General features: G+C 37.0%; 18 protein-coding genes and 1 tRNA gene. 17 read left to right on the forward strand and 2 right to left on the reverse strand.

The genetic code is table 11. The annotated features are described in order from the left end of the window. Window positions 1-115 precede the first annotated feature (115 nt). The 17 genes from GNY06_RS06615 to GNY06_RS06695 all read left to right on the forward strand — a co-directional run bounded on the left by GNY06_RS06615 (window position 116) and on the right by GNY06_RS06695 (window position 15,259). The gene (locus GNY06_RS06615; RefSeq protein WP_166519330.1) at window positions 116-889 is read left to right on the forward strand and encodes a lipase family protein; all 774 of its coding nucleotides are present in this window, start codon (window positions 116-118) and stop codon (window positions 887-889) included. Window positions 890-932: 43 nt separating this feature from the next. Then, window positions 933-1,352, forward strand: a complete 420-nt coding sequence (locus GNY06_RS06620) for a hypothetical protein (RefSeq protein WP_166519331.1) — start codon at window positions 933-935, stop codon at window positions 1,350-1,352. A gap of 425 nt (window positions 1,353-1,777) precedes the next feature. Then, a complete protein-coding gene (locus GNY06_RS06625; RefSeq protein ID WP_166519332.1) occupies window positions 1,778-3,064 on the forward strand; it encodes an adenylosuccinate synthase in 1,287 nt (428 codons plus the stop codon). A 422-nt stretch (window positions 3,065-3,486) separates the two neighbouring features. Continuing rightward, window positions 3,487-4,281 carry a ParA family protein gene (locus tag GNY06_RS06630; protein WP_166519333.1) on the forward strand — a complete coding sequence of 265 codons (795 nt, stop codon included), beginning with the start codon at window positions 3,487-3,489 and terminating at the stop codon, window positions 4,279-4,281. Continuing rightward, on the forward strand, window positions 4,271-5,158 hold the full coding sequence (locus GNY06_RS06635; protein ID WP_176589989.1) for a ParB/RepB/Spo0J family partition protein: 888 nt from the start codon (window positions 4,271-4,273) through the stop codon (window positions 5,156-5,158). Before GNY06_RS06630 ends, GNY06_RS06635 begins: the two co-directional genes overlap by 11 nt. A gap of 56 nt (window positions 5,159-5,214) precedes the next feature. Continuing rightward, window positions 5,215-5,844, forward strand: coding sequence for a DUF5683 domain-containing protein (locus tag GNY06_RS06640; protein WP_166519334.1), 630 nt, complete (start codon window positions 5,215-5,217; stop codon window positions 5,842-5,844). Window positions 5,845-5,866: 22 nt separating this feature from the next. Continuing rightward, window positions 5,867-6,568, forward strand: a complete 702-nt coding sequence (dapB, locus tag GNY06_RS06645; RefSeq protein WP_166519335.1) for a 4-hydroxy-tetrahydrodipicolinate reductase — start codon at window positions 5,867-5,869, stop codon at window positions 6,566-6,568. 72 nt (window positions 6,569-6,640) lie between these two features. Then, window positions 6,641-8,230 carry a signal peptidase I gene (lepB, locus tag GNY06_RS06650; RefSeq protein WP_166519336.1) on the forward strand — a complete coding sequence of 530 codons (1,590 nt, stop codon included), beginning with the start codon at window positions 6,641-6,643 and terminating at the stop codon, window positions 8,228-8,230. Beyond that, window positions 8,223-8,828, forward strand: a complete 606-nt coding sequence (locus tag GNY06_RS06655; RefSeq protein WP_166519337.1) for a WbqC family protein — start codon at window positions 8,223-8,225, stop codon at window positions 8,826-8,828. The genes lepB and GNY06_RS06655 overlap by 8 nt, the downstream gene beginning before the upstream one ends. A 6-nt stretch (window positions 8,829-8,834) precedes the next feature. After that, entirely contained in the window at window positions 8,835-10,514 is a 1,680-nt protein-coding gene (locus tag GNY06_RS06660; protein WP_166519338.1) for a S8 family serine peptidase, read from the forward strand. Window positions 10,515-10,612: 98 nt separating this feature from the next. Further along, entirely contained in the window at window positions 10,613-11,080 is a 468-nt protein-coding gene (locus GNY06_RS06665; RefSeq protein ID WP_166519339.1) for a lipocalin family protein, read from the forward strand. Window positions 11,081-11,107: 27 nt separating this feature from the next. After that, on the forward strand, window positions 11,108-11,800 hold the full coding sequence (locus GNY06_RS06670) for an OmpA family protein (RefSeq protein WP_166519340.1): 693 nt from the start codon (window positions 11,108-11,110) through the stop codon (window positions 11,798-11,800). A gap of 102 nt (window positions 11,801-11,902) precedes the next feature. Continuing rightward, complete coding sequence (locus GNY06_RS06675; protein ID WP_166519341.1) at window positions 11,903-12,790, forward strand: decaprenyl-phosphate phosphoribosyltransferase; 888 nt, start codon at window positions 11,903-11,905, stop codon at window positions 12,788-12,790. 23 nt (window positions 12,791-12,813) lie between these two features. Beyond that, entirely contained in the window at window positions 12,814-13,398 is a 585-nt protein-coding gene (locus GNY06_RS06680; protein ID WP_166519342.1) for an HAD family hydrolase, read from the forward strand. A gap of 107 nt (window positions 13,399-13,505) precedes the next feature. After that, window positions 13,506-14,669 carry a cysteine desulfurase family protein gene (locus GNY06_RS06685; protein ID WP_166519343.1) on the forward strand — a complete coding sequence of 388 codons (1,164 nt, stop codon included), beginning with the start codon at window positions 13,506-13,508 and terminating at the stop codon, window positions 14,667-14,669. Between the two features lie 66 nt (window positions 14,670-14,735). Continuing rightward, window positions 14,736-15,050: a thioredoxin gene (trxA, locus tag GNY06_RS06690; RefSeq protein WP_166519344.1), complete on the forward strand. Its 315-nt coding sequence runs from the start codon at window positions 14,736-14,738 to the stop codon at window positions 15,048-15,050. A 135-nt stretch (window positions 15,051-15,185) separates the two neighbouring features. After that, window positions 15,186-15,259: transfer RNA gene (locus GNY06_RS06695), tRNA-Asp, on the forward strand. Between the two features lie 740 nt (window positions 15,260-15,999). Here the strand turns inward: GNY06_RS06695 and GNY06_RS06700 are convergent. Both GNY06_RS06700 and GNY06_RS06705 read right to left on the reverse strand, forming a co-directional pair. Then, complete coding sequence (locus GNY06_RS06700) at window positions 16,000-18,048, reverse strand: M16 family metallopeptidase (RefSeq protein WP_166519345.1); 2,049 nt, start codon at window positions 18,046-18,048, stop codon at window positions 16,000-16,002. 4 nt (window positions 18,049-18,052) lie between these two features. Continuing rightward, window positions 18,053-19,366 (reverse strand): M16 family metallopeptidase, encoded by a 1,314-nt coding sequence (locus tag GNY06_RS06705; RefSeq protein ID WP_166519346.1) that lies wholly within the window; start codon window positions 19,364-19,366, stop codon window positions 18,053-18,055. Window positions 19,367-19,631 lie beyond the last annotated feature (265 nt).

Below are 19,631 nucleotides of genomic sequence, written 5' to 3' on the forward strand. Positions count from 1 at the left end.
TTTTGGAAACAGAAGTTTATTTTTTTCAATTGAAAAGAAAAATCCTTATTTTTGAGAATAAGAAAAGGTGTTCTTTATCAAAAGGTTGCGTTCGCGCGAGCAATTTGTTGAGTAGATGTGGTTGTCTGTTGATCCACTGGCGAACTACAATCCGATCTTTGAAAGTGAGCATTATATCGATGGTGAGCACAATGGAGGTTTTTACAACTCGGGCAACCTAAACCCGTATAGCTACACCTACCAGAATCCTGTAGTTTTTGTGGATCCGAATGGGAAGCAAGCCTTCTTTATGCATGGGACTTGGGGAAATCAACAGTTTATGTCTGATGCTTCGCAAGGAGCAATACAGAAGACTTTTGGAAATTCTAAGAAGTATACGGAGAGGTGGAGTGGTAGCAACTCTATGCAGGCTAGACGAACAGCTGCAAGAGAACAGTTTAATTTTATCATCAATCACCGAATAGAAGGAGAGCCTATTAGCATAGTGGGGCACAGCCATGGTGGGAATGTAGGGGTGATGGCTGCAAATATGGTAGATGCCTATTATGAAGGAAAAGTTCCTATTAATTTGATCACTATTAATACGCCTGTTCGTGAAGAATATCAACTGGATACCAGCAATACTTCGACTACGCACTACAATATTTATAACTCACAAGATGTTGTTCAGGTATCTGGAGGTACCGATACGTCCGGTAAAGGGAAATTGGGCTTAGCGGGAAGAACCTATCCAAATGCTACGAACATACAATATAAAGATCAGGTTTCTATTTTTCAGGATGTAGGATGTGGGCTCTCTGGTCATTGTGGGACGTCAAAAGAAAATGTAAAAGTATGGCTTCCTAAATTACAGCAGGCTATAAATGTTAAACAAAAAACACAAGAATAATATGAAAACAGAATATATATTCAAGCGGTTAATTCTTGTCCTTATGATCTTCCCACTCGTGAGTTGTAACAAGAATTACTATACGGAATATAAAGCCATTACTTATGACGAATTGCCGAAAGAAGTAAGAGCAAAAACCGATAGTATTGTAAGTAATTATAGTGGGGAAGGGTATATGTGTTATGACCTTTCAAGTGGATGTAAAGATTGTAGGGTGCATAATGACGATGAGGGAATGTTAGGTTTGTTAATTAATAGAAGACCTCATATAGTGATCAATGCTTGTAACAAAGTCTACGAAGTGCCGATTACTTTTCAGGGTGCTTTGTTTTTCATCTATGAAAATAAAATTTATTTCCCATATATAACTTATTTCGAAGGAGATCTTCATGGATCTAAAAAAATAAAAGAATATTTAGATATTAAGAAGTTGGAATATAGAGTGGTAGATTTAAAAAACTAAGCCTGTGGTTAAATACTGATCCACTGGCGAACTGCAATCCGATCTTTGAAACTGAGCATTATATCGATGGGCAGCATAATGGGGGAGTGTATAACTCAGGCAACCTAAACCCGTATATTTGTGCCTACCGGAATCCTGTGATCTTTGTGCTTATAGTTGATGGAACTACCCAACATTCACTACTAATTTTAGTTGGAATGCTCCTTTATGGAATCGGAATGGAAATCCTAAACTTAAACAATACTTTGATAGAGCTGCATCATCATAAATATAGTTTTTCTGCTCGTTTAGAGGGGTGTTTCATCAACCTTGGGTGCTGCCTGCTGCGTGGGATAGGTTGATTTATTCTTAAAAAATAGGTTTTTAAATTTGTCTTCACCATCAATTAAGACTAAATTTGCATAAATCTAAATTTAAAGTAAAAAATGTCAACGTACGTTGTAGTAGGTCTTCAGTATGGAGATGAAGGAAAAGGTAAAATTACGGATGTGCTATCTGCAAAGTCCGATTATGTAGTTCGCTATCAGGGCGGGGATAATGCCGGACATACCGTATATGCAGGAGATGAGAAATTTGTACTTCACCTGTTACCCTCAGGAGTTCTGCAGTGTAAAGGAAAATGTATTATTGCCAATGGAGTGGTGGTAAATCCTAAATCTTTCATCAAAGAAATAGAGCAGATTGAAAGTAAGGGAATGAAAACGGATCACGTATTTATTAGCCGTCGAGCTCATGTGATCATGCCTTATCATATTTTACTCGATACTTATAGGGAAGAAGAACAGGGCGGAACCCAGATTGGTACCACTAAAAAAGGAATAGGGCCGTGTTATGAGGATAAAATATCTCGTGTAGGTATTCGCATGGTTGATTTGCTCAATCCGCAAATCTTAAGAGAAAAAATAGAGAAAAACCTCAGGACTAAGAATGCTTTGTTTTCCAAATATTTTGGAAAACCTGAGCTGGATGTAGAGTCTATTTATAATGAATTTGTCACTATAGGAGAGGCTCTAAAGCATAGAATCGTAGATACTGAGTTGGAGCTTAACCAGGCTATACATGAGGGTAAAAATATTCTTTTTGAAGGGGCTCAGGCTTTAATGTTGGATATTGATTTTGGCACATACCCCTATGTGACATCATCCTCGCCTTCTACCGGAGGTGTATGTGTGGGAGCAGGTGTGCCTCCTACCAGTCTTCAGAATTTAATAGGGGTGGCTAAAGCTTATTGCACTCGAGTAGGGCATGGTCCCTTTCCTTCTGAGTTGAATAACGAGTTGGGAGAGCAAATTAGGCAAATTGGCGGAGAGTTTGGAGCTACTACCGGAAGACCGAGGAGAACCGGTTGGTTGGACTTGGTATCGCTAAAGCACGCTTGCATGATTAATGGCATAAACAATCTGGTGATTACCAAACTGGATGTTTTAACTGGAATAAAACCTCTGAAAATCGTAACCCATTATAAGACCGAAGATGGAAAGATAATTGATTACTTTACCTCTTCCACTACCAAGCTATACAACTACCAAGCTATTTATGAAGAACTTGAGGGTTGGGATGAGGATATCACTCATGTAAGAGGTTATGATGAATTGCCAGTAGCGGCCAAGAAATATATAGAGTTTATAGAAGACTATTTGGGAATTAACGTGTATTTAGTATCCGTAGGTCCCGAGCGTTCTCAAAATATTATTAGAAAAGAACTCTTTTAGAGCGGTGGGCTAATATCCTGATTTTTCTTGGAATGTGGGGCGGTCGAAAGTAAGTAGGCTCCTCTGGTGAGACTACATGGATTAAAATCTTAACGTCCCATTTATTAGGTTTTAAACAGCTGTAATTAGAGTTGTTTTTATTGAGATATTTATTCATAATATTTTTTCAGCGGCTTTTCGTAATAAAACAATATAGCCCTATTTATGTACATAAAAGAGCTTTTTAATAATAATGATTAAAAGAAGTTATCAAGTAGATTAAGCCCTAAATATACGATTCCAAATTATCCACAAAAAACACTTTTTGTGGATAATTTTTTTGTGATATAATATGCTGTATGATAGATGTTTATTAACTTTAAGCCTTTTATAATAAGCGTTGGCATTAAAAAAATTGTATTTTTGAAATCTAAATCTTTAAAATGGGTAAAATAATAGGAGTTGCAAACCAAAAAGGCGGTGTAGGTAAAACCACTACATCGGTTAATCTAGCTTCTGCGCTAGGTGTTTTAGAAAAAAAAGTTCTGCTAATCGATGCTGATCCACAAGCCAATGCGACTTCTGGATTGGGTATTGAGGAAGTATATAATTCCACCTATAACGTCTTGGAAAATAGCAAGAATATACGGGAATGTATACAGCGAACCACTTCTCCTAATTTAGATATTATTCCATCACATATCGATTTGGTAGCGGCTGAAATTGAACTAGTCGATAAAGACAGACGAGAGTATATGCTTAAAGAAGCATTAGTGGGCATCAAAGAGGAATACGATTACATTATCATTGATTGCGCACCCAGTTTAGGCCTTATCACTATTAATGCGCTTACCGCATCGGATTCGGTTATTATACCCATACAATGTGAATACTTTGCTTTAGAAGGTTTGGGAAAATTACTCAATACCATTAAAAACGTTCAGCGAATTCACAATCCTGATTTGGATATTGAAGGTTTATTGCTCACCATGTACGATAGTCGCTTAAGATTATCCAACCAGGTCGTAGAAGAAGTGAACTCTCATTTTCCTGATATGGTATTTGGGGTTATCGTTAGTAGGAATGTAAGGCTGAGCGAGGCGCCTAGTTTTGGAGAATCTATTATCCGATATGATGCTGAAAGTAAGGGAGCCATACAGTATATCCAGTTAGCCGAAGAAGTTTTATTGAAGAATGAACCACAAACTAAAAAGAATAGAGAAAGCATTGAAAGATAAAAAAAGAGCGATGGGGCGTGGCTTAGGTGCCATATTAAGTGCTGAGGCTAAGGGCGCTAACTCTGCTACCGACGTCGGAGCAGAGCAATTGGTAGGTAATATTGTAGAGGTATCTATTGATGATATCTATCCCAATGCCAACCAGCCTCGTACTAATTTTGATGAAAAGGCCCTTCATGATTTAGCCCAATCCATTCAGGTTTTAGGGATTATTCAGCCTATAACCTTACGTAAAGAGGGAGACAAGTTTGAAATTATATCTGGAGAGCGCCGTTATCGTGCCAGTAAAATAGCGGGTTTACATACTATTCCGGCCTATATACGTTTGGTAAACGACCAGGAGTTATTGGAGATGGCTCTTGTAGAGAATATCCAACGTGAAGATTTAGATCCTATTGAGATTGCCCTCACCTATCAGCGCCTAATAGATGAAATTGGTCTGACGCAGGAAAATCTCAGTGCGCGTGTAGGGAAAGAGAGAAGTACCATTACCAATTCGTTGCGATTGTTAAGGTTGAGTCCAGAAATTCAAGGAGCGATTAGATGTAACGAAATCTCTGCAGGACATGGTCGTGCTTTGCTCAGCCTTCAGGACGAAGAGCAGCAGGTTTTTCTTTACCAAAAAATCCTTAAGGAAAACCTCAATGTTCGTCAGGCCGAAGATTATGCTCATCGATTGAAAAATAATAAACCCAAACCCGATAGACCTGTAAAAGAATTACCCAATCACTTGAAAAAAGCACAGAAAAGTATTGCTGATGCCCTAGACTTAAATGTAGAAATTAAATCTTTAGGAAAGGGGAAAAAAGGTAAAATTATTTTAGATTTTACCTCAGAAGAGGATTTAGAAAAGATTCTTAAACTTTTAGGAGAGTGATAGCGAGTGGTTTTCGAGGTAATATTAGCTGCTGAAAGCAGCCCAAAAATAGATGGATGAAGAAATTAATTGTTTTTTTTAGCATTCTTAGCGCTGTATTTTGTTTTTCGCAGAAAAAAAAAAGCGACAGCTTATTAAAGCCGTCATATGTTGATTCTCTTAAAGTGAATAAAACACCCGAAGAGGTTATAGAGGATATTCATGCTGTAAATGCCCTCCCACAAGCTTCGATCGTATTAATAAAGAACCCCACTAAGGCGGGCTTGTACTCTGCCGTTATGCCAGGATTAGGCCAGGCTTATAATCGAAAATATTGGAAAATCCCTATCGTATGGGGAGCGCTAGGAACAGGCGTGGGAATAGCCTTGTGGAATGATAAGCAATACCGTCGTTATCGCACTGCTTTCATAGCAGAACTCAACGGGCAGCGCCACGAATTTTCAGATATTTCTGGAATTACCAAGGAGGTACTCGGGCGCACACAAGACCGAGCAAAGCGTCAACGCGATTATGTTATAGCGATTACAGCAGGCCTTTATATACTCAATATTATCGATGCCGTAGTAGATGCACACTTGTCGCCCATGAAAAACGATCCCGATCTCGCTTTTGTACCTGTAGTGATCGCAGATCCCATTGGCTTTCAAGCCTCCAAGGCCGGAGTGGGTTTAAGATATAGATTCTAAAAATAAGAACAAATAAAAGATAATGAAAATAGCGTTAGTAGGTTATGGTAAAATGGGTAAGATTATCGATCAGATAGCCCAGAGCAGAGGTCATGAAATTGTAGCGAGATTAGCAGAAACTCCCACTGTCGAAAACTTAAATAATCCAGATGTGGTCATTGAGTTTTCCAATCCTGACGCGGCCTATCAAAATATTAAAAATTGTTTAGAACTAAAAATTCCTGTAATATGCGGAACTACAGGCTGGTTAGAGCAGAGATCTGAAATAGAAGCGCTTGCGGTAAGAGAGAATACCGCCTTTTTATATAGTTCTAATTTTAGTTTGGGAATTAACTTGTTTTTTGCTCTTAACAAAAAATTAGCCCAGCTCATGCATCCTTTCTCAGAAGAGTATAGGGTTCAATTAGAGGAAATCCACCACACCCATAAAAAAGATGCCCCTAGTGGTACAGCCATAAGCTTAGCAGAAGGCGTTATTGAAAATTCAGACTTTACTTCTTGGAAATTGGAAAAGACCGAAGGTCAGGGATTGGGAATTTTTGCCCTTCGTAAAGACGAAGTCCCAGGTACTCATAGTGTATATTACCGCTCTGAAGTGGATGAAATAGAAATAAAGCATACCGCTTTTAGTCGAAAGGGATTTGCTTCGGGTGCAGTAATGGCAGCAGAATGGATTAAAGGCAAAAAAGGTATTTTTAATATGAAGGATGTCTTTGGCGTGTAATATGCATGAAAAACGTGGATTTAAAAGAACGTATACTTTATGAATAAAGGTTAACAACCAAATCTTGAACTAATGAATTATTTCCTTACTTATTGCTTTTATGTACTTATTCTAAGCCTATTAATGGGTTTATCTACCTGGAAGCTTTTTAAAAAAATGGGCTATCACCCCCTCTTAGCGTTTATTCCTTTTTATAATTATGCCCTTGTACTGAAGGGTACCCATCACCCACAATGGTGGACTTTTTTTTCCTATCTTCCTATAGTAGGGCCTATTATGATGTCTGTTTTTCATGTATTTCTGATGAAAAAAACGGGAAGGACCTCTTCAGTACCTATACTTTTGACTATTTTGTTGCCCTTTCTCTATATGGCTTTTGTCAATTATTCCAAGAATACCCAAATAGTAGATGATAGCCAAGATACTGGTGAGAAGAAAGAAACCTTCTCTGGAGCATTGGTTTATGCAGTGGTTTTTGCCACAGTGATCCATACCTTTATGATTCAGCCTTTTGCGGTGCCCACGGGTTCTATGGAGCGAACCATCTTAGTAGGTGATTTCCTATTTGTAAATAAACTGAACTACGGTTATCGCTTCCCCATGCGTCCCGTTGCTCTTCCTTTCCTTCAGGGAACGATTGGAGGGAGTGCCAATCCTAAAAAAGCCTCTAAATCTTATATTGACGGAGTCAAATTGCCTTACTTTAGATTACCGGGATGGGAAAAGATTAAAAGAAATGATATTGTAGTATTTAACTATCCGGGGGACTCTGTGCACGTGGCTATAGATCGTAAAGATCCTTATGTGAAAAGAGTGGTGGGGATTCCCGGAGATATTATAGAGATGAAAGAGGGGCGATTATTTGTCAACCACCAGCCTGAAAAAAGAATGGGAGATGCCGAGGTTCAACATTCTTATTTGGCCTATACTTCTACAGCCTTGGACATTAACCGACTATGGAAAATTTATGGCTATCTACCGCTGCAGGAAGACGAAATATCCGCAGGGGGATATGTTTATCAGTTTCAGGGATTAACCGATAAGGTGGCCTCCGAAATAGGGCAGTTCCCAGAGGTTGTTAAGATGGAAGAAGTGATAAGTCCCAAAGGAAAAGCAGCGATTAGTTACTTTGATCCGCAAAAAACCAAGGTGGATACAGCCCAATCTATTTTCCCGATTAACCAACCTTGGAATGCCGACCAGTATGGTCCTCTCAAAATTCCTAAAAAAGGAGATTTAGTCTCCATTAATAAAGATAATTTACCCCAATACCAGAGGATTATTCATAAATATGAAGGGCATAAGCTCGAGCAAAAAGAGGGTAAAATTTTTATCGATGGCAAAGAAACCCATCAATATCATATCGAGCAGGATTATTATTTTATGATGGGAGACAATCGGGATGCCTCTTTAGATGCCCGCTTCTTTGGATTTGTTCCTGAACAATATATTGTAGGAAAACCTATGTTTACTTGGTTGAGTCTACAAGGTGTATTTGATGAGGGGCCTAAGAAAGTACGTTGGGAGCGCATGTTTAAAGCCTCCAATACAGGTGAAGCTCACAAAACTTCTTATTGGTGGATTGCAGCATGTCTTTTGGTGCTTTTTTTTGGATGGGAATTTTTTATTAAAATATTTAAGAAAAGAAAAGAGAATGACTAATTTGATTCTCCCGATTTTTTATTTACCCCCTGTACAGTGGTTTTCGCAGTTTTTAGATGAAAATCGTATTATTCTTTTAGAAGAATGGGAAAATTTTCCCAAGCAAACCTATAGAAACCGTACTGAAATTTACGGAGCCAATGGTAAATTATCCCTTATTATACCCATAAAGCACACAGGGAATCGCTTGTATAGGGATACGCAAATCTCTTATGCGGAGAGATGGCAGCAGTTGCATTGGAAATCTATTAAAACAGCCTATCAGAGCTCTCCTTACTTTGAATTTTATGAAGAGGAATTAAAGACTATCTTTGAGGGTCAACCCCAGTCTCTAATGCAATTTAATCTCCGGGCCTTGCATATCATACTTAGAATATTAAAAATAGAACAGGACTTCGGTTTTACCTCGTCTTATCAAGATATCCCTGCAGGTGTTGATTTAAGACAAGCGTTTTCAGCTAAAAAAACAGTAGAAAAGCTTTGCCAAAAATATTATCAGGTATTTTCTGATAAGTTGGGATATATTCCCAATTTATCTATTTTAGATTTGATTTGTAATCTTGGTCCGGAATCTATTGTATATCTTAAAAAAAAATAAATAAAAATGAGAAAACTTTTCATCAGTGTTGTTTTTTTAACAGCCTTTTTTTCTGGATATTCACAAGAATCGAATAAAAGTCATGATAGAGATTTAGAAACATGGTATCATAAAGACTTTGCGACCTCCCATGTGTATGGAGTAAATACCGATGCTGCCTATAAATTTTTAGAATCTAAAGGATTAAAACCTACCACGGTGATTGTAGGGGTCTTGGACAGTGGTGTAGAAGTCGATCATCCTGGTTTGAAAAAAAATATATGGGTCAATCCTAAAGAAATTCCAAATAACGGCATTGATGATGATGGAAATGGATATGTAGATGATGTACACGGCTGGAATTTTATCGGAGGAAAAGAGGGCGATGTAGGAGTCGATACCCAGGAGGTTACTCGGATTGTAAAAAAATACAAACCTCTTTTTGAAGGGGCTAATACCGAAGCCAACAGTGCAAATCAAACCCAAATGCCTTCAGAATATAAGCTCTACACACAGGCTAAGACCATATACATCAACAAAAGTATAGAAGGACAGGAAAATTTTATAGGCTATACCATGATTAAGAAATCTATTCCTCTAATTTTAGGACTGTTGAAGGGTAAAGCCTTAACTCAGGAAAATCTACAAGCCATCAAGCCTAAAGATGCTTATGAAGGCCAATATCTGGTCATGTTAAGAGATATGCTAAAAGACGAATCACTAGCTGGAAAATCAGGTGCAGAGCTCCAGAAAGTTTTTGAGGACCAAATTAATGAAGGCTTAAAGCACTATGATCAGGAAGTAACAAAGCAATTTAATATAGATTACGACCCGCGTGCTATCGTTGGTGATGACTATGAAAATTTAAACGAAAGCCACTATGGTAACAATCATTACAAGGGACCCAACGCTGATCACGGAACCCATGTGGCAGGGACTATAGCAGGTTTACCCCAAGGGGAAGAAGTACAGTATGGAATAGCCTATAAAGTAGCTAAAATTATGACGGTGAGGGCTGTGCCTGATGGAGATGAGCGCGATAAGGATGTGGCCAATGCAATACGCTATGCTGTAGATAACGGAGCTAAAGTCATTAACATGAGTTTTGGAAAGCCGCTTTCTCCTCATAAGGAAAAAGTATGGGAAGCATTTAAATATGCACAAGATAAAGGCGTTCTTTTGGTGAAGGCTGCGGGGAATGAAAATGAAGATATTGCTGAACATATCTATTATCCTACCAATTATAAAGACCCATCTGATGAGAAGCCTTTTGTTAACAATATGATTGTAGTTGGTGCGAGTACCAATGATAATAAAAACCTTAGAGCCTCTTTCTCCAATTACAATCAAAAATTAGTGGATATCTTTGCTCCAGGTGAAAAAATATACTCTACATTTCCTGATGCTACCTATAAATATTTACAGGGAACTTCTATGGCTTCGCCTGTCGTAGCAGGTGCAGCAGCTGTGTTATTGGCTTATATGCCGAATCTTAAGCCCGAGCAGATTATTGAGGCTATCGTTAATACGGCCAACAAATCGACAATAGATGCTAATATAGGGGTAAAGGTTAACAATACCTTTAACTATATGTCTAGAGCCGGTGGAGTGTTGGATCTTGGCAAAGCGGCTGAATATGCCTATCATCATTTTTATAGTACATCCAAGAAAAAGCCCTGCAGACAAAAAATGAAAGTAAAAAAATAATTTGTTAAAACTACGATAGTTTAGGCAAATGTTTGTTTTTTTTCATTTATCAAAAAAAATGGCATAATTTTTATATCTTTATAAGAAATAAAAAGAACATGAAAAATCTATTACTTGCAGGAGTATTAGGCTCTATGGTGGCCGCTTCCTGTTCCACAGCAAATCAAGCGCAAAGTGCTCGGAATAATGATTACAAATTGAAGGGAACTTGGCAGGTTACTAATGTAGATTACGATAAAAATTATAAAATAAAACCTTTTGACGAAGGAGTAGATGTTGATTGTTTTGTAGGGAGTCAATGGAAGCTAGTTCCCAATAATAACACGGGTTCGTATTCCCTTTCTTCTAATAACAATTGCCCAGAGGTAACCACTCGATTTAAGTTTGATGTCACTCCGGGAAGGGTGTTTTCATTTAAGAAAATCCCCAGTGGTGTGAAGGCTAAATCCGTAAAAGAAGGTTATTTTCTACAACTTCAAAATCAGAGTCCTAATGCTTTTGACCTCGTGCAAACCGTAGGTGATACACCTGTAAATGTCGTATATCACTTTCAAAAAATTAATTAATAAATATACACCCATAAACTAAAAAAAATGAAATATTTAAATAAAACAAATATTGCTGCTGTATTCTTATCCGGCAGTTTAATGCTTACCAGTTGTGAGTCTGTGCAGAATGCAAATAATGCCCAAAAAGGAGCTGCGATAGGAACGGCCAGTGGGGCAGTTTTAGGGGGAATTATAGGTAATAATGCGGGACATGGTGGCAAAGGTGGTATAGGTGCTGTTTTGGGGGGTATTGTTGGAGGTGTTGCTGGTATTGTTATCGGAAATAAAATGGATAAGCAAGCTAAGGAGATCAATCAGGCTTTACCAGGAGCAGAGGTAGAAAGAGTAGCCGAGGGGATTAAAATTACTTTAAATGAGAATACCATTAATTTTAATTTTGATTCTGCCAACCTTACACCTACTGCTAAAAACAATTTGGATAAACTGGTTACTGTATTCAGAAATAACCCCGATACCAATATCAATGTGTATGGACATACCGACGGAAAAGGCTCTGAGGCCTATAATCTAGGACTCTCCGACAGAAGAGCCAATTCGGTCATTAACTATTTAGTAGCTCACGGGATTCAGAGAGGTCGTATGGCGGCAAAAGGTATGGGAAAATCCGAGCCTATTGCTTCTAATGATACAGATGCGGGTAGAGCTAAAAACCGTAGGGTAGAGTTTGCCATTACCGCTAACCAGAAAATGATTCAAGAAGCACATCAAGGAAAATAGCATGTTTAATGTATAATTTGAAATCATAAAGAACCACTGCCTCACAGTGGTTTTTTATTTATCACCCAAGAATGCTTACTTTTGCACTCAGTTCCTTGGTCAATGAAAAAGTATTTAAAACTTTTGAGAGTAGAGCAATGGGTGAAAAACCTTTTTGTATTCTTACCTGTATTTTTCTCTGGTAAAATTTTGGAGTTAGACTTATTCGGTAAAAGTTGTATGGCTTTTATGGTATTTTCACTTACCGCCAGCTGTATCTACATCATCAACGATTACATGGATTTGGAGCAGGATAAGAAGCATCCCCAAAAGTGCTATAGGCCCTTAGCATCTGGAGCGATCACTAAAAAAACAGCCATACTTATAGGGCTGTTCATCGGTTTGTTAATCGGGGGATGTATGCTGTATATAAGCATAGCCAATGGTATGAAAATTCAACGATTTAACAGTGCCATTTTAGCTTATTTTATCCTCAACCTCTTTTATACCTTTAAGTTAAAGCATGTGCCTATAATCGATATTTTCATTATTTCTATAGGTTTTGTTTTACGGGTGTTATCCGGGGGTTTTATCACCGGTATCGGTGTTTCCCAATGGGCGACTTTATTAACCTTTTTATTGGCATTGGTTTTGGCTATAGGTAAAAGGAGAGGAGAGCTTATTAACGAGAATATTAATGGGCAAACCCGAAAAGCGCTGGGAGGATATAATGTTCAGTTTGCAGATATTGCTCTATCCATTAGCTGTACACTCGCCATTGTGTGTTATGTAATGTTTACCTTATCCCCCGAAGTACAATATAAATTCCACCCGCGGGTATTTTACACTGTAATTTTTGTTGTTTTCGCTTTTTTGCGTTACTTACAGCAAACCTTAGTTTACAATAAAACGGAGTCTCCCACCAAAATTATTTATAAAGATCATTATATACAAGTAATTTTATTGTTATGGTTGGTCGCATTTTTGTTACAGATTTATTTTAAAGAATAATAATAATAAAAATATGAGACAAGATGAAAAAACTTTATTGTTTTGACTTTGATGGAACGATTACCAACAGGGATACGATGTTCCTTTTTTTAAAATTTTACAACCCGCAGCGATATTATTTACAGTTTATAAGGCATATTCCCTTATTTATGATGATGAAAATGAACTTTGTTAATGCTGAGAGGGTAAAAAAAAGCTTTATTACTTCCGTATTAAAAGATGAGACTCAAACCAAATTAGAAGAGCAGGCACAACGTTTTTTAGTGACTTATAAAAAGAGTATTATCAGAAAAAATGCGTTGGATTTTTTTAAGAGTATAGATCATAATACTACGGCCTATTTGGTAACGGCATCCTTAGATATTTGGGTAAAACCCTTTGCTGACTATTTTAATTTTGGATGTATTTCTACCCAAGCTAAATTTGTAAACGGTAAATTTGCTGGTAGCTTTGTGACCAAAAACTGCAATGGAATAGAAAAAGTAAACCGTATCAAAAAGGAAATCGACCTATCGAATTTTGATAAAGTTATCGCTTTTGGAGATACCGAAGGCGACAAGCCGATGCTAGATTGGGCGGATGAGGGATATTTTAATTTTTTTCATTAATTTTAATATTTATTCACAGATCCATAAAATAGGCAAAGGGCTTTGTTTTTTCACCCCCCCTAAAAGAGTAACAATGGAAGATATATTATATAACCAGTAATCTAAAAATGAATAGAGTTTATCTTGATAATGCAGCAACTACACCTCTTCGAGAAGAGGTTATTGCAGCTATGGTAGAAGTGATGAAAGTCCACTATGGAAATCCTTCTTCTACCTATAGTATAGGACAGGAGGCTAAAGCTATTATTGAAGAAAATAGGCGTAAAGTAGCCCAGTATCTTCAGGTATCGCCTGCTGAAATTATTTTTACTTCTTGTGGTACAGAAGCGAATAATATGATTATTAAGTCGTGCGTGAATAATCTGGGGATAGAGCGTATTATTACCTCTCCTCTGGAACATAAGTGCGTAGCGGAGACCAGTTTTGAGATGAAGCATACGAGAGGAGTGGAACTCGTCTACTTAAAGCCCAATCAAAAAGGAGATCTGGATCTGAATCAGTTGGAAAGCTTACTCCAGAACTCTAAAAAGAAAACCTTGGTGACGTTAATGCACGCGAATAACGAAATTGCCAACTTATTGGATATAGAAAAAGTAGCGACCCTGTGTAAGCAATATCAGGCACTTTATCATTCTGATACCGTGCAGACGGTGGGGCATTTACCACTAGATTTCTCTAGGATTAAACTGGATTTCGCTTCCTGTAGTGCACATAAATTTCATGGACCTAAAGGTGCAGGTTTTGCATTTGTAAGAAAATTTTCTGGCATAAAGGGACTGATTGTAGGAGGTGCCCAAGAGAGAGGTCTACGGGCGGGTACCGAAAATGTAAGCGGAATTGTAGGCTTGGGGAAAGCTTTGGAATTGGCCGTAGAGCATATGCAGGAAAATACCCATTATATGGAAGATATTAAAGCATATGCTGTAGAACAGCTCAGCCAAAAATTGCCCGGGGTTATCTTTAACGGGCGTTCTGCTGAAAGAGGAAATAGCCTTTATACTTTATTAAGCGTTTTATTACCCTTTAAAAATCCACTTATAGGTTTTCAGCTGGATATGCGAGGTATTGCTGTCTCACAGGGGAGTGCTTGTAGCTCGGGTGCGGCCAAACCTTCTATGGTTATGTTATCCATACTTACCGACGACCAGTTGGAGAATACTACACCTTTACGCCTGTCCTTTAGCCATATGACCACTAAACAAGATATCGATAGATTAGTGGAAACTTTATTAGAAATCAAGGAAATGGATATTGAAAAAATGAATGTGTGATATAGACGCTTAGGTATAATAAATTGTGTAAATTTGTGGACTTAATTAAAATGAAATAATAGTATTATGGCGTTAGAAATCACTGATTCAACATTTAATGAAGTTATTAATTCGGATAAGCCGGTCTTAGTAGACTTTTGGGCAACATGGTGTGGTCCTTGCAGAATGTTGGGTCCAATTATTGAAGAAATTGCTACTGATTTTGAAGAAAAAGCAGTGGTAGGAAAAGTGGATGTAGACAACAATCCGCAAATCTCTATGGAGTTTGGGATTAGAAATATTCCTACGGTTTTAATCTTTAAGAACGGAGAAGTAGTTGATAAATTGGTAGGAGTATCTCCAAAAGAAGTGATCGCAGAAAAATTATCTGCTTATTTGTAAAAATAATATACATTGATAATGAATGTCTTCCACATAGGGAGGCATTTTTTTTGTAAAATTGTTTGCTATTGTTAATTATTGTTGTAAATTTGCCGTCAGAATAATCGAGGTAGCTTAAGCTTCCGTACATGATTAGATCCGGTAGTTCAGCTGGTTAGAATGCCGCCCTGTCACGGCGGAGGTCGCGGGTTCGAGTCCCGTCCGGATCGCAAATAGAACAGTAAACCTTGTAAAATGTATATTTTACAAGGTTTTTTTATTGCAGCTTATCTAGATGAATATTTTTTTACAAAATAAATTTACCGTAAATGTACGGTTCTGAATAAAAATTTGAGAGACTTCTTTAAAAGAGAAACAAAGTATATTTTACCTCAGGTTTGCAACGATTTTTAGAGCGCTTTAAAATCCACAATCATTAGAGACTAGGGGAGTTTCAGTTTTTAAGCCATTATGCCATTCGTTTTTTGTGTATTATTTGATTTATTAGTCTACAGCAAAGCATATTCTTAAACTACGCTTCGTAGCCAGAAAGGTAGCGTTAACTTTGTTTTCCGGTTTTTAGTGCCAACAAGCTATGAAAGAATAGCTGCCTTCAATTTTGAAATAATGATTCAATATTTAAGTCCTTATTTTCATAAATGAATATAATAGGGCAAAACTTAAACTCGAGGCCCATGAAATCTCCTCTTAACCAATATAAACGGGCTATTGTTCACTCCATCTGTATTATAAATAGTGATGAGTGATCCAGTTTCATATAAAAATATTGATTTTCTATTTTAGAAAATCAATATTTTTTCTGTATTCTCTTTGGAGCCATTTTTACTCTGAGTTTAAATCTTCTTACGGATTTATTTTTTTTAATCATATGTAATATGCAATTTAGAGGTATACTAATTTACTAAAAATAGTGTAAAAAAAATAAAAATTTGATGAGGTATTCTATTTTTTATGGAGTGAAATCAGAATCTTTTGCCGTGTTGAAGACATAAGATTGGACATGCGTTACCATATTTTGCCCCATTATTGTTTGGGTAATCGTAAAAGGCAATTTTATTCCGTTTACCTCTTTATAATCACTATATATTGTAGGTATCATCACTTCTTTTCCTCCTATTTTTCTTATTTTTTGTTCACCGGTTTTTAGCCCAGTTTTTACACTATAATAATGGGTACTAAGTCCATCTGTAATAACATAAGAATCTTCATTTCCCAGTTTTTCAATTCCCCCCATTTTTAAGCCGTTTTTTTGAGTGAGATTCAGTTCTGTAAATAGAGAAGACATTTGTTGAATCTCCCCTTTCAATTCTTCTGTAATGGGTTCTTTATTACCCATCATACTCATATAGCCCTTTTTTCCATCGAATATGATTTTCTGAATCGTATTTCCCATAGCGATAATTTCCTGAACTAACTTTCCCTCTTTGGCTTTCTTAATTTTTATCACTACTTCCATCCCCTGCATAGAAGAGGAACCTTCCATCGAAAGAGAGTTTTGTTTTTTCAAAAGCGCTTTACCTCCTATAGCGTTTAGGTATTTTTCCAGAATACTGGACACTGATATATGCGGATTTATTGGGGGTGCGGTTGGTTTTGTAATTTTATTAGCATCTCGATCATAGTAATTTATCATATAGCCTAATTTTTCCAATCCATCCGCAATGTCTATAGCCTTTCCGGTAACAAAAATTCGACTTTGAAGAGGCAGTATATTCAGTTTTGCAGCTTTTTCAGCCTCTGCGAGACTAACTTGATCTATGGACTTCAAATAATGGGTATAGAAGTTTTTGGGTAAATTATAGATCGCTGAATTTACCGCAAATCGGGCTATGGTTTCGGGCTTTTCCATTGAGCGAATAAAATCGCCTTTTAATTTTGCTTTGGCATGATTTAGCTCTTCTGGGGTAAGGGTGTTAATCGTCTTTAGTTCATGTATAAACTCTTTTACTGCTTTGTCTGTCACCTCATTTCTTACACTGGCCATGGCTGAAAAAGATGGGGTATATTTAGAGGTGTTAATATTGGAATAAGCCCCATAAGTAAAACCATTTTTTTCACGAAGATTCATAAAAAGTCGACCTTCACTTCCTCCTCCGAGAATGTGGTTGGCTATGATAGTCGCAAAATACTGCGGGTCTCTCATCTTCAGTGAGGTAATATTTTCTACTGAAATGATAGATTGTACTGCATTGGGTACATTGATTAAGTTTATCTCTGTTTTAGCAGGGTTGTTAATAGGGGTAGCCTCCGGTAGGTTCAAATTTGATTTTTTCCAAGATCCAAAGTGTTTTTGAATAAGCTTTTTAGCTGTATCAAATTTAACATCGCCTACGATTACTAAATATGCATTATTCGGATGGAAATATTGATGATAGGCATTTTGTACATCTTTAAGCTGTATGGATTTTATACTTTCTTCAGTTTCAAATGCCCCGCGGGCACTGTTTTTACCATAGGTAATTGCATTAGAAACCCGAGAGGCGATAAAATTGGCATTTTTTTCATTACTTTTCAGAGACTCTAGTATTCTTTCTTTAGATTTTTGGATTTCGTCCTCCGAAAATTTGGGATTTATTGTAGCATCGGCCATTAATTCTAAAATTTCTGGGAAATATTTAGAGAGACTATTCGCAAAGCCTGTGGAAGATCCAAATATGATGGTGGCCCCTAAAAAGTCTACTTTTTTATTAAAATCATCTTTGGAAATACTAGTGGTCCCATTTCCTAACTGTTCGGCTACAATACTAGAGACCCCTGCAATTTTACCTTCGTATACAGGAGGTCGGTCTATTTTTAGTGAAATATTAACTTTCGGAAGTTTATGATTCTCTACCACTAAAACGTGAAGCCCATTGTTTAATGTAAAAGATTTTGGGGTTTCAATATTGATGCTGGGGGTAGGTCCAGGCTCGGGCATTGCATTTAAATCTATATCCTGGGCTGTCATCATGCCTGAAACCAGAAAGCTCGCAATGAGATAAATAATGTATCTTTTCATGTTTTTATTTTTTTTCAGGTAAATAGTTGATAATAACTCTTTGGTTGGGTTTTAGATATTTTTTTGCAGCTTCTCGTAGGTTTTCTTTTGTTATGGAGCGATAGATATCTATTTCCTGATTGATCAGATGGGTATCTCCGTATAAAACATGATAAGTAGCTAAAGAACTCGCGATTCCCTGTATATTGGCATTTTTATTTACAAATTGATTTTCAATCATATTTTGTAATTTTTTATAATCTTCATCTGAAATAAGATCGGTTTGTAATTTTTTGATTTCTAGGTCAATATCTTGTTTTAGAATATCTTTTGTGCTCATCCCCATAGGGATAGCAAAAAAAGCAAAAATACCATAGTCCTCAAGCCCTAGATTGATAGCGGCTACTTCTAGCGCTTTTTTATCCCGATCTACTAATTTTTTATAGAGTACCGAAGATTTACCCCCGCTTAAATAATTCGAAAGCATACTCAGTGCATAAGATTCTTTATCTCTGTATCCTGGAACTCTATAGGCGAAAAGATAAGCGGGTAATTGGATATTAGGATCTTTATAAGTTGACTCCTTAGGATCAGTAATGGGATCTTCTTGGGCGAACTTACTCTGGGGGGTGGTGCTCTTAGGAATAGAGCCAAAATAGGTATGAATCCAATCCGTTGCCTGATCTTTATCAAAATCTCCTGCGACTACTAAGGTGGTATTACTAGTGGTATAATACTTTTTAAAGAAATCTTTAAATTCAGAGAGCTGAGCCTGGTTAATATCCTCCATACTTCCTATAGTGGTCCATCGGTAAGGGTGTTTGGTAAATAAATTCTCCTGAAGGGCGGTGAGCAAGTTGCCATAAGGACGGCTATCCATATTGAGTCTTTTTTCTTCTTTTACCACTTCCCTTTGGGTATCTACTCCAATTTGATTAATTATAGGATGGCGCAATCTTTCGGATTCCATCCAGAGTCCTAATTGTAAGTTGTTAGAAGGGAAAGTTTCATAATAATAAGTTCGGTCACTAGTCGTATTGGCATTGTTTGTACCCCCGTTAGAGGATACAATCTTAGACCATTCTCCACGTTTGATATTTGGACTTCCTTCAAAGAGCAGGTGTTCAAAGAAATGAGCAAAACCACTTCTGCCTACTTCCTCATTTTTGGAGCCGACATGGTACATAACTCCCGTAGTTACAACCGGTGCCGTATGATCTTGGTGTAAGATTACATGAATGCCATTGGCAAGTTCATATTCTTCAAATTTAATATTTTGTGCATATAAGATCAAACTGAAAAATGCGTAAAAAGTAAAGGATAAAATTATTTTTCTCATAAGAAAAGCATCAGATATTTAATTTATTAGGGATGGTGATTAAGTTTTCATCAGTTTTATTATCGTAATATTTCTTCCTGTAAAAATGGAAGAATTGTTTTAGGATCTACTGCTTAATTTTAAGAGAAGGATTTTCCGCAAAACAGTAAGGATCTTAACACACAATACAACAATTCGCGCTTTATTTCTATCGGGTAAACCCCATTATCTATGCATAAATATATAAAAAAATATAAGAGCCTGTTTAAAAATAAGCGAAAAAAAA

This window comes from Elizabethkingia argenteiflava, from assembly GCF_009904105.1.
In the GTDB taxonomy this organism is placed as follows: Bacteria; Bacteroidota; Bacteroidia; order Flavobacteriales; family Weeksellaceae; genus Elizabethkingia; species Elizabethkingia argenteiflava.

What these genes read in the sequence shown, in the direction of transcription:
- GNY06_RS06700 (WP_166519345.1), bottom strand. Translation starts at nt 18,048, where the DNA reads ATGAAAAGATACATTATTTATCTCATTGCGAGCTTTCTGGTTTCAGGC.
- GNY06_RS06660 (WP_166519338.1), top strand. Translation starts at nt 8,835, where the DNA reads ATGAGAAAACTTTTCATCAGTGTTGTTTTTTTAACAGCCTTTTTTTCT.
- GNY06_RS06640 (WP_166519334.1), top strand. Translation starts at nt 5,215, where the DNA reads ATGAAGAAATTAATTGTTTTTTTTAGCATTCTTAGCGCTGTATTTTGT.
- GNY06_RS06705 (WP_166519346.1), bottom strand. Translation starts at nt 19,366, where the DNA reads ATGAGAAAAATAATTTTATCCTTTACTTTTTACGCATTTTTCAGTTTG.
- lepB (WP_166519336.1), top strand. Translation starts at nt 6,641, where the DNA reads ATGAATTATTTCCTTACTTATTGCTTTTATGTACTTATTCTAAGCCTA.
- GNY06_RS06620 (WP_166519331.1), top strand. Translation starts at nt 933, where the DNA reads ATGATCTTCCCACTCGTGAGTTGTAACAAGAATTACTATACGGAATAT.
- GNY06_RS06670 (WP_166519340.1), top strand. Translation starts at nt 11,108, where the DNA reads ATGAAATATTTAAATAAAACAAATATTGCTGCTGTATTCTTATCCGGC.
- GNY06_RS06625 (WP_166519332.1), top strand. Translation starts at nt 1,778, where the DNA reads ATGTCAACGTACGTTGTAGTAGGTCTTCAGTATGGAGATGAAGGAAAA.
- GNY06_RS06665 (WP_166519339.1), top strand. Translation starts at nt 10,613, where the DNA reads ATGAAAAATCTATTACTTGCAGGAGTATTAGGCTCTATGGTGGCCGCT.
- dapB (WP_166519335.1), top strand. Translation starts at nt 5,867, where the DNA reads ATGAAAATAGCGTTAGTAGGTTATGGTAAAATGGGTAAGATTATCGAT.
- trxA (WP_166519344.1), top strand. Translation starts at nt 14,736, where the DNA reads ATGGCGTTAGAAATCACTGATTCAACATTTAATGAAGTTATTAATTCG.
- GNY06_RS06655 (WP_166519337.1), top strand. Translation starts at nt 8,223, where the DNA reads ATGACTAATTTGATTCTCCCGATTTTTTATTTACCCCCTGTACAGTGG.
- GNY06_RS06630 (WP_166519333.1), top strand. Translation starts at nt 3,487, where the DNA reads ATGGGTAAAATAATAGGAGTTGCAAACCAAAAAGGCGGTGTAGGTAAA.
- GNY06_RS06680 (WP_166519342.1), top strand. Translation starts at nt 12,814, where the DNA reads ATGAAAAAACTTTATTGTTTTGACTTTGATGGAACGATTACCAACAGG.
- GNY06_RS06615 (WP_166519330.1), top strand. Translation starts at nt 116, where the DNA reads ATGTGGTTGTCTGTTGATCCACTGGCGAACTACAATCCGATCTTTGAA.
- GNY06_RS06685 (WP_166519343.1), top strand. Translation starts at nt 13,506, where the DNA reads ATGAATAGAGTTTATCTTGATAATGCAGCAACTACACCTCTTCGAGAA.
- GNY06_RS06675 (WP_166519341.1), top strand. Translation starts at nt 11,903, where the DNA reads ATGAAAAAGTATTTAAAACTTTTGAGAGTAGAGCAATGGGTGAAAAAC.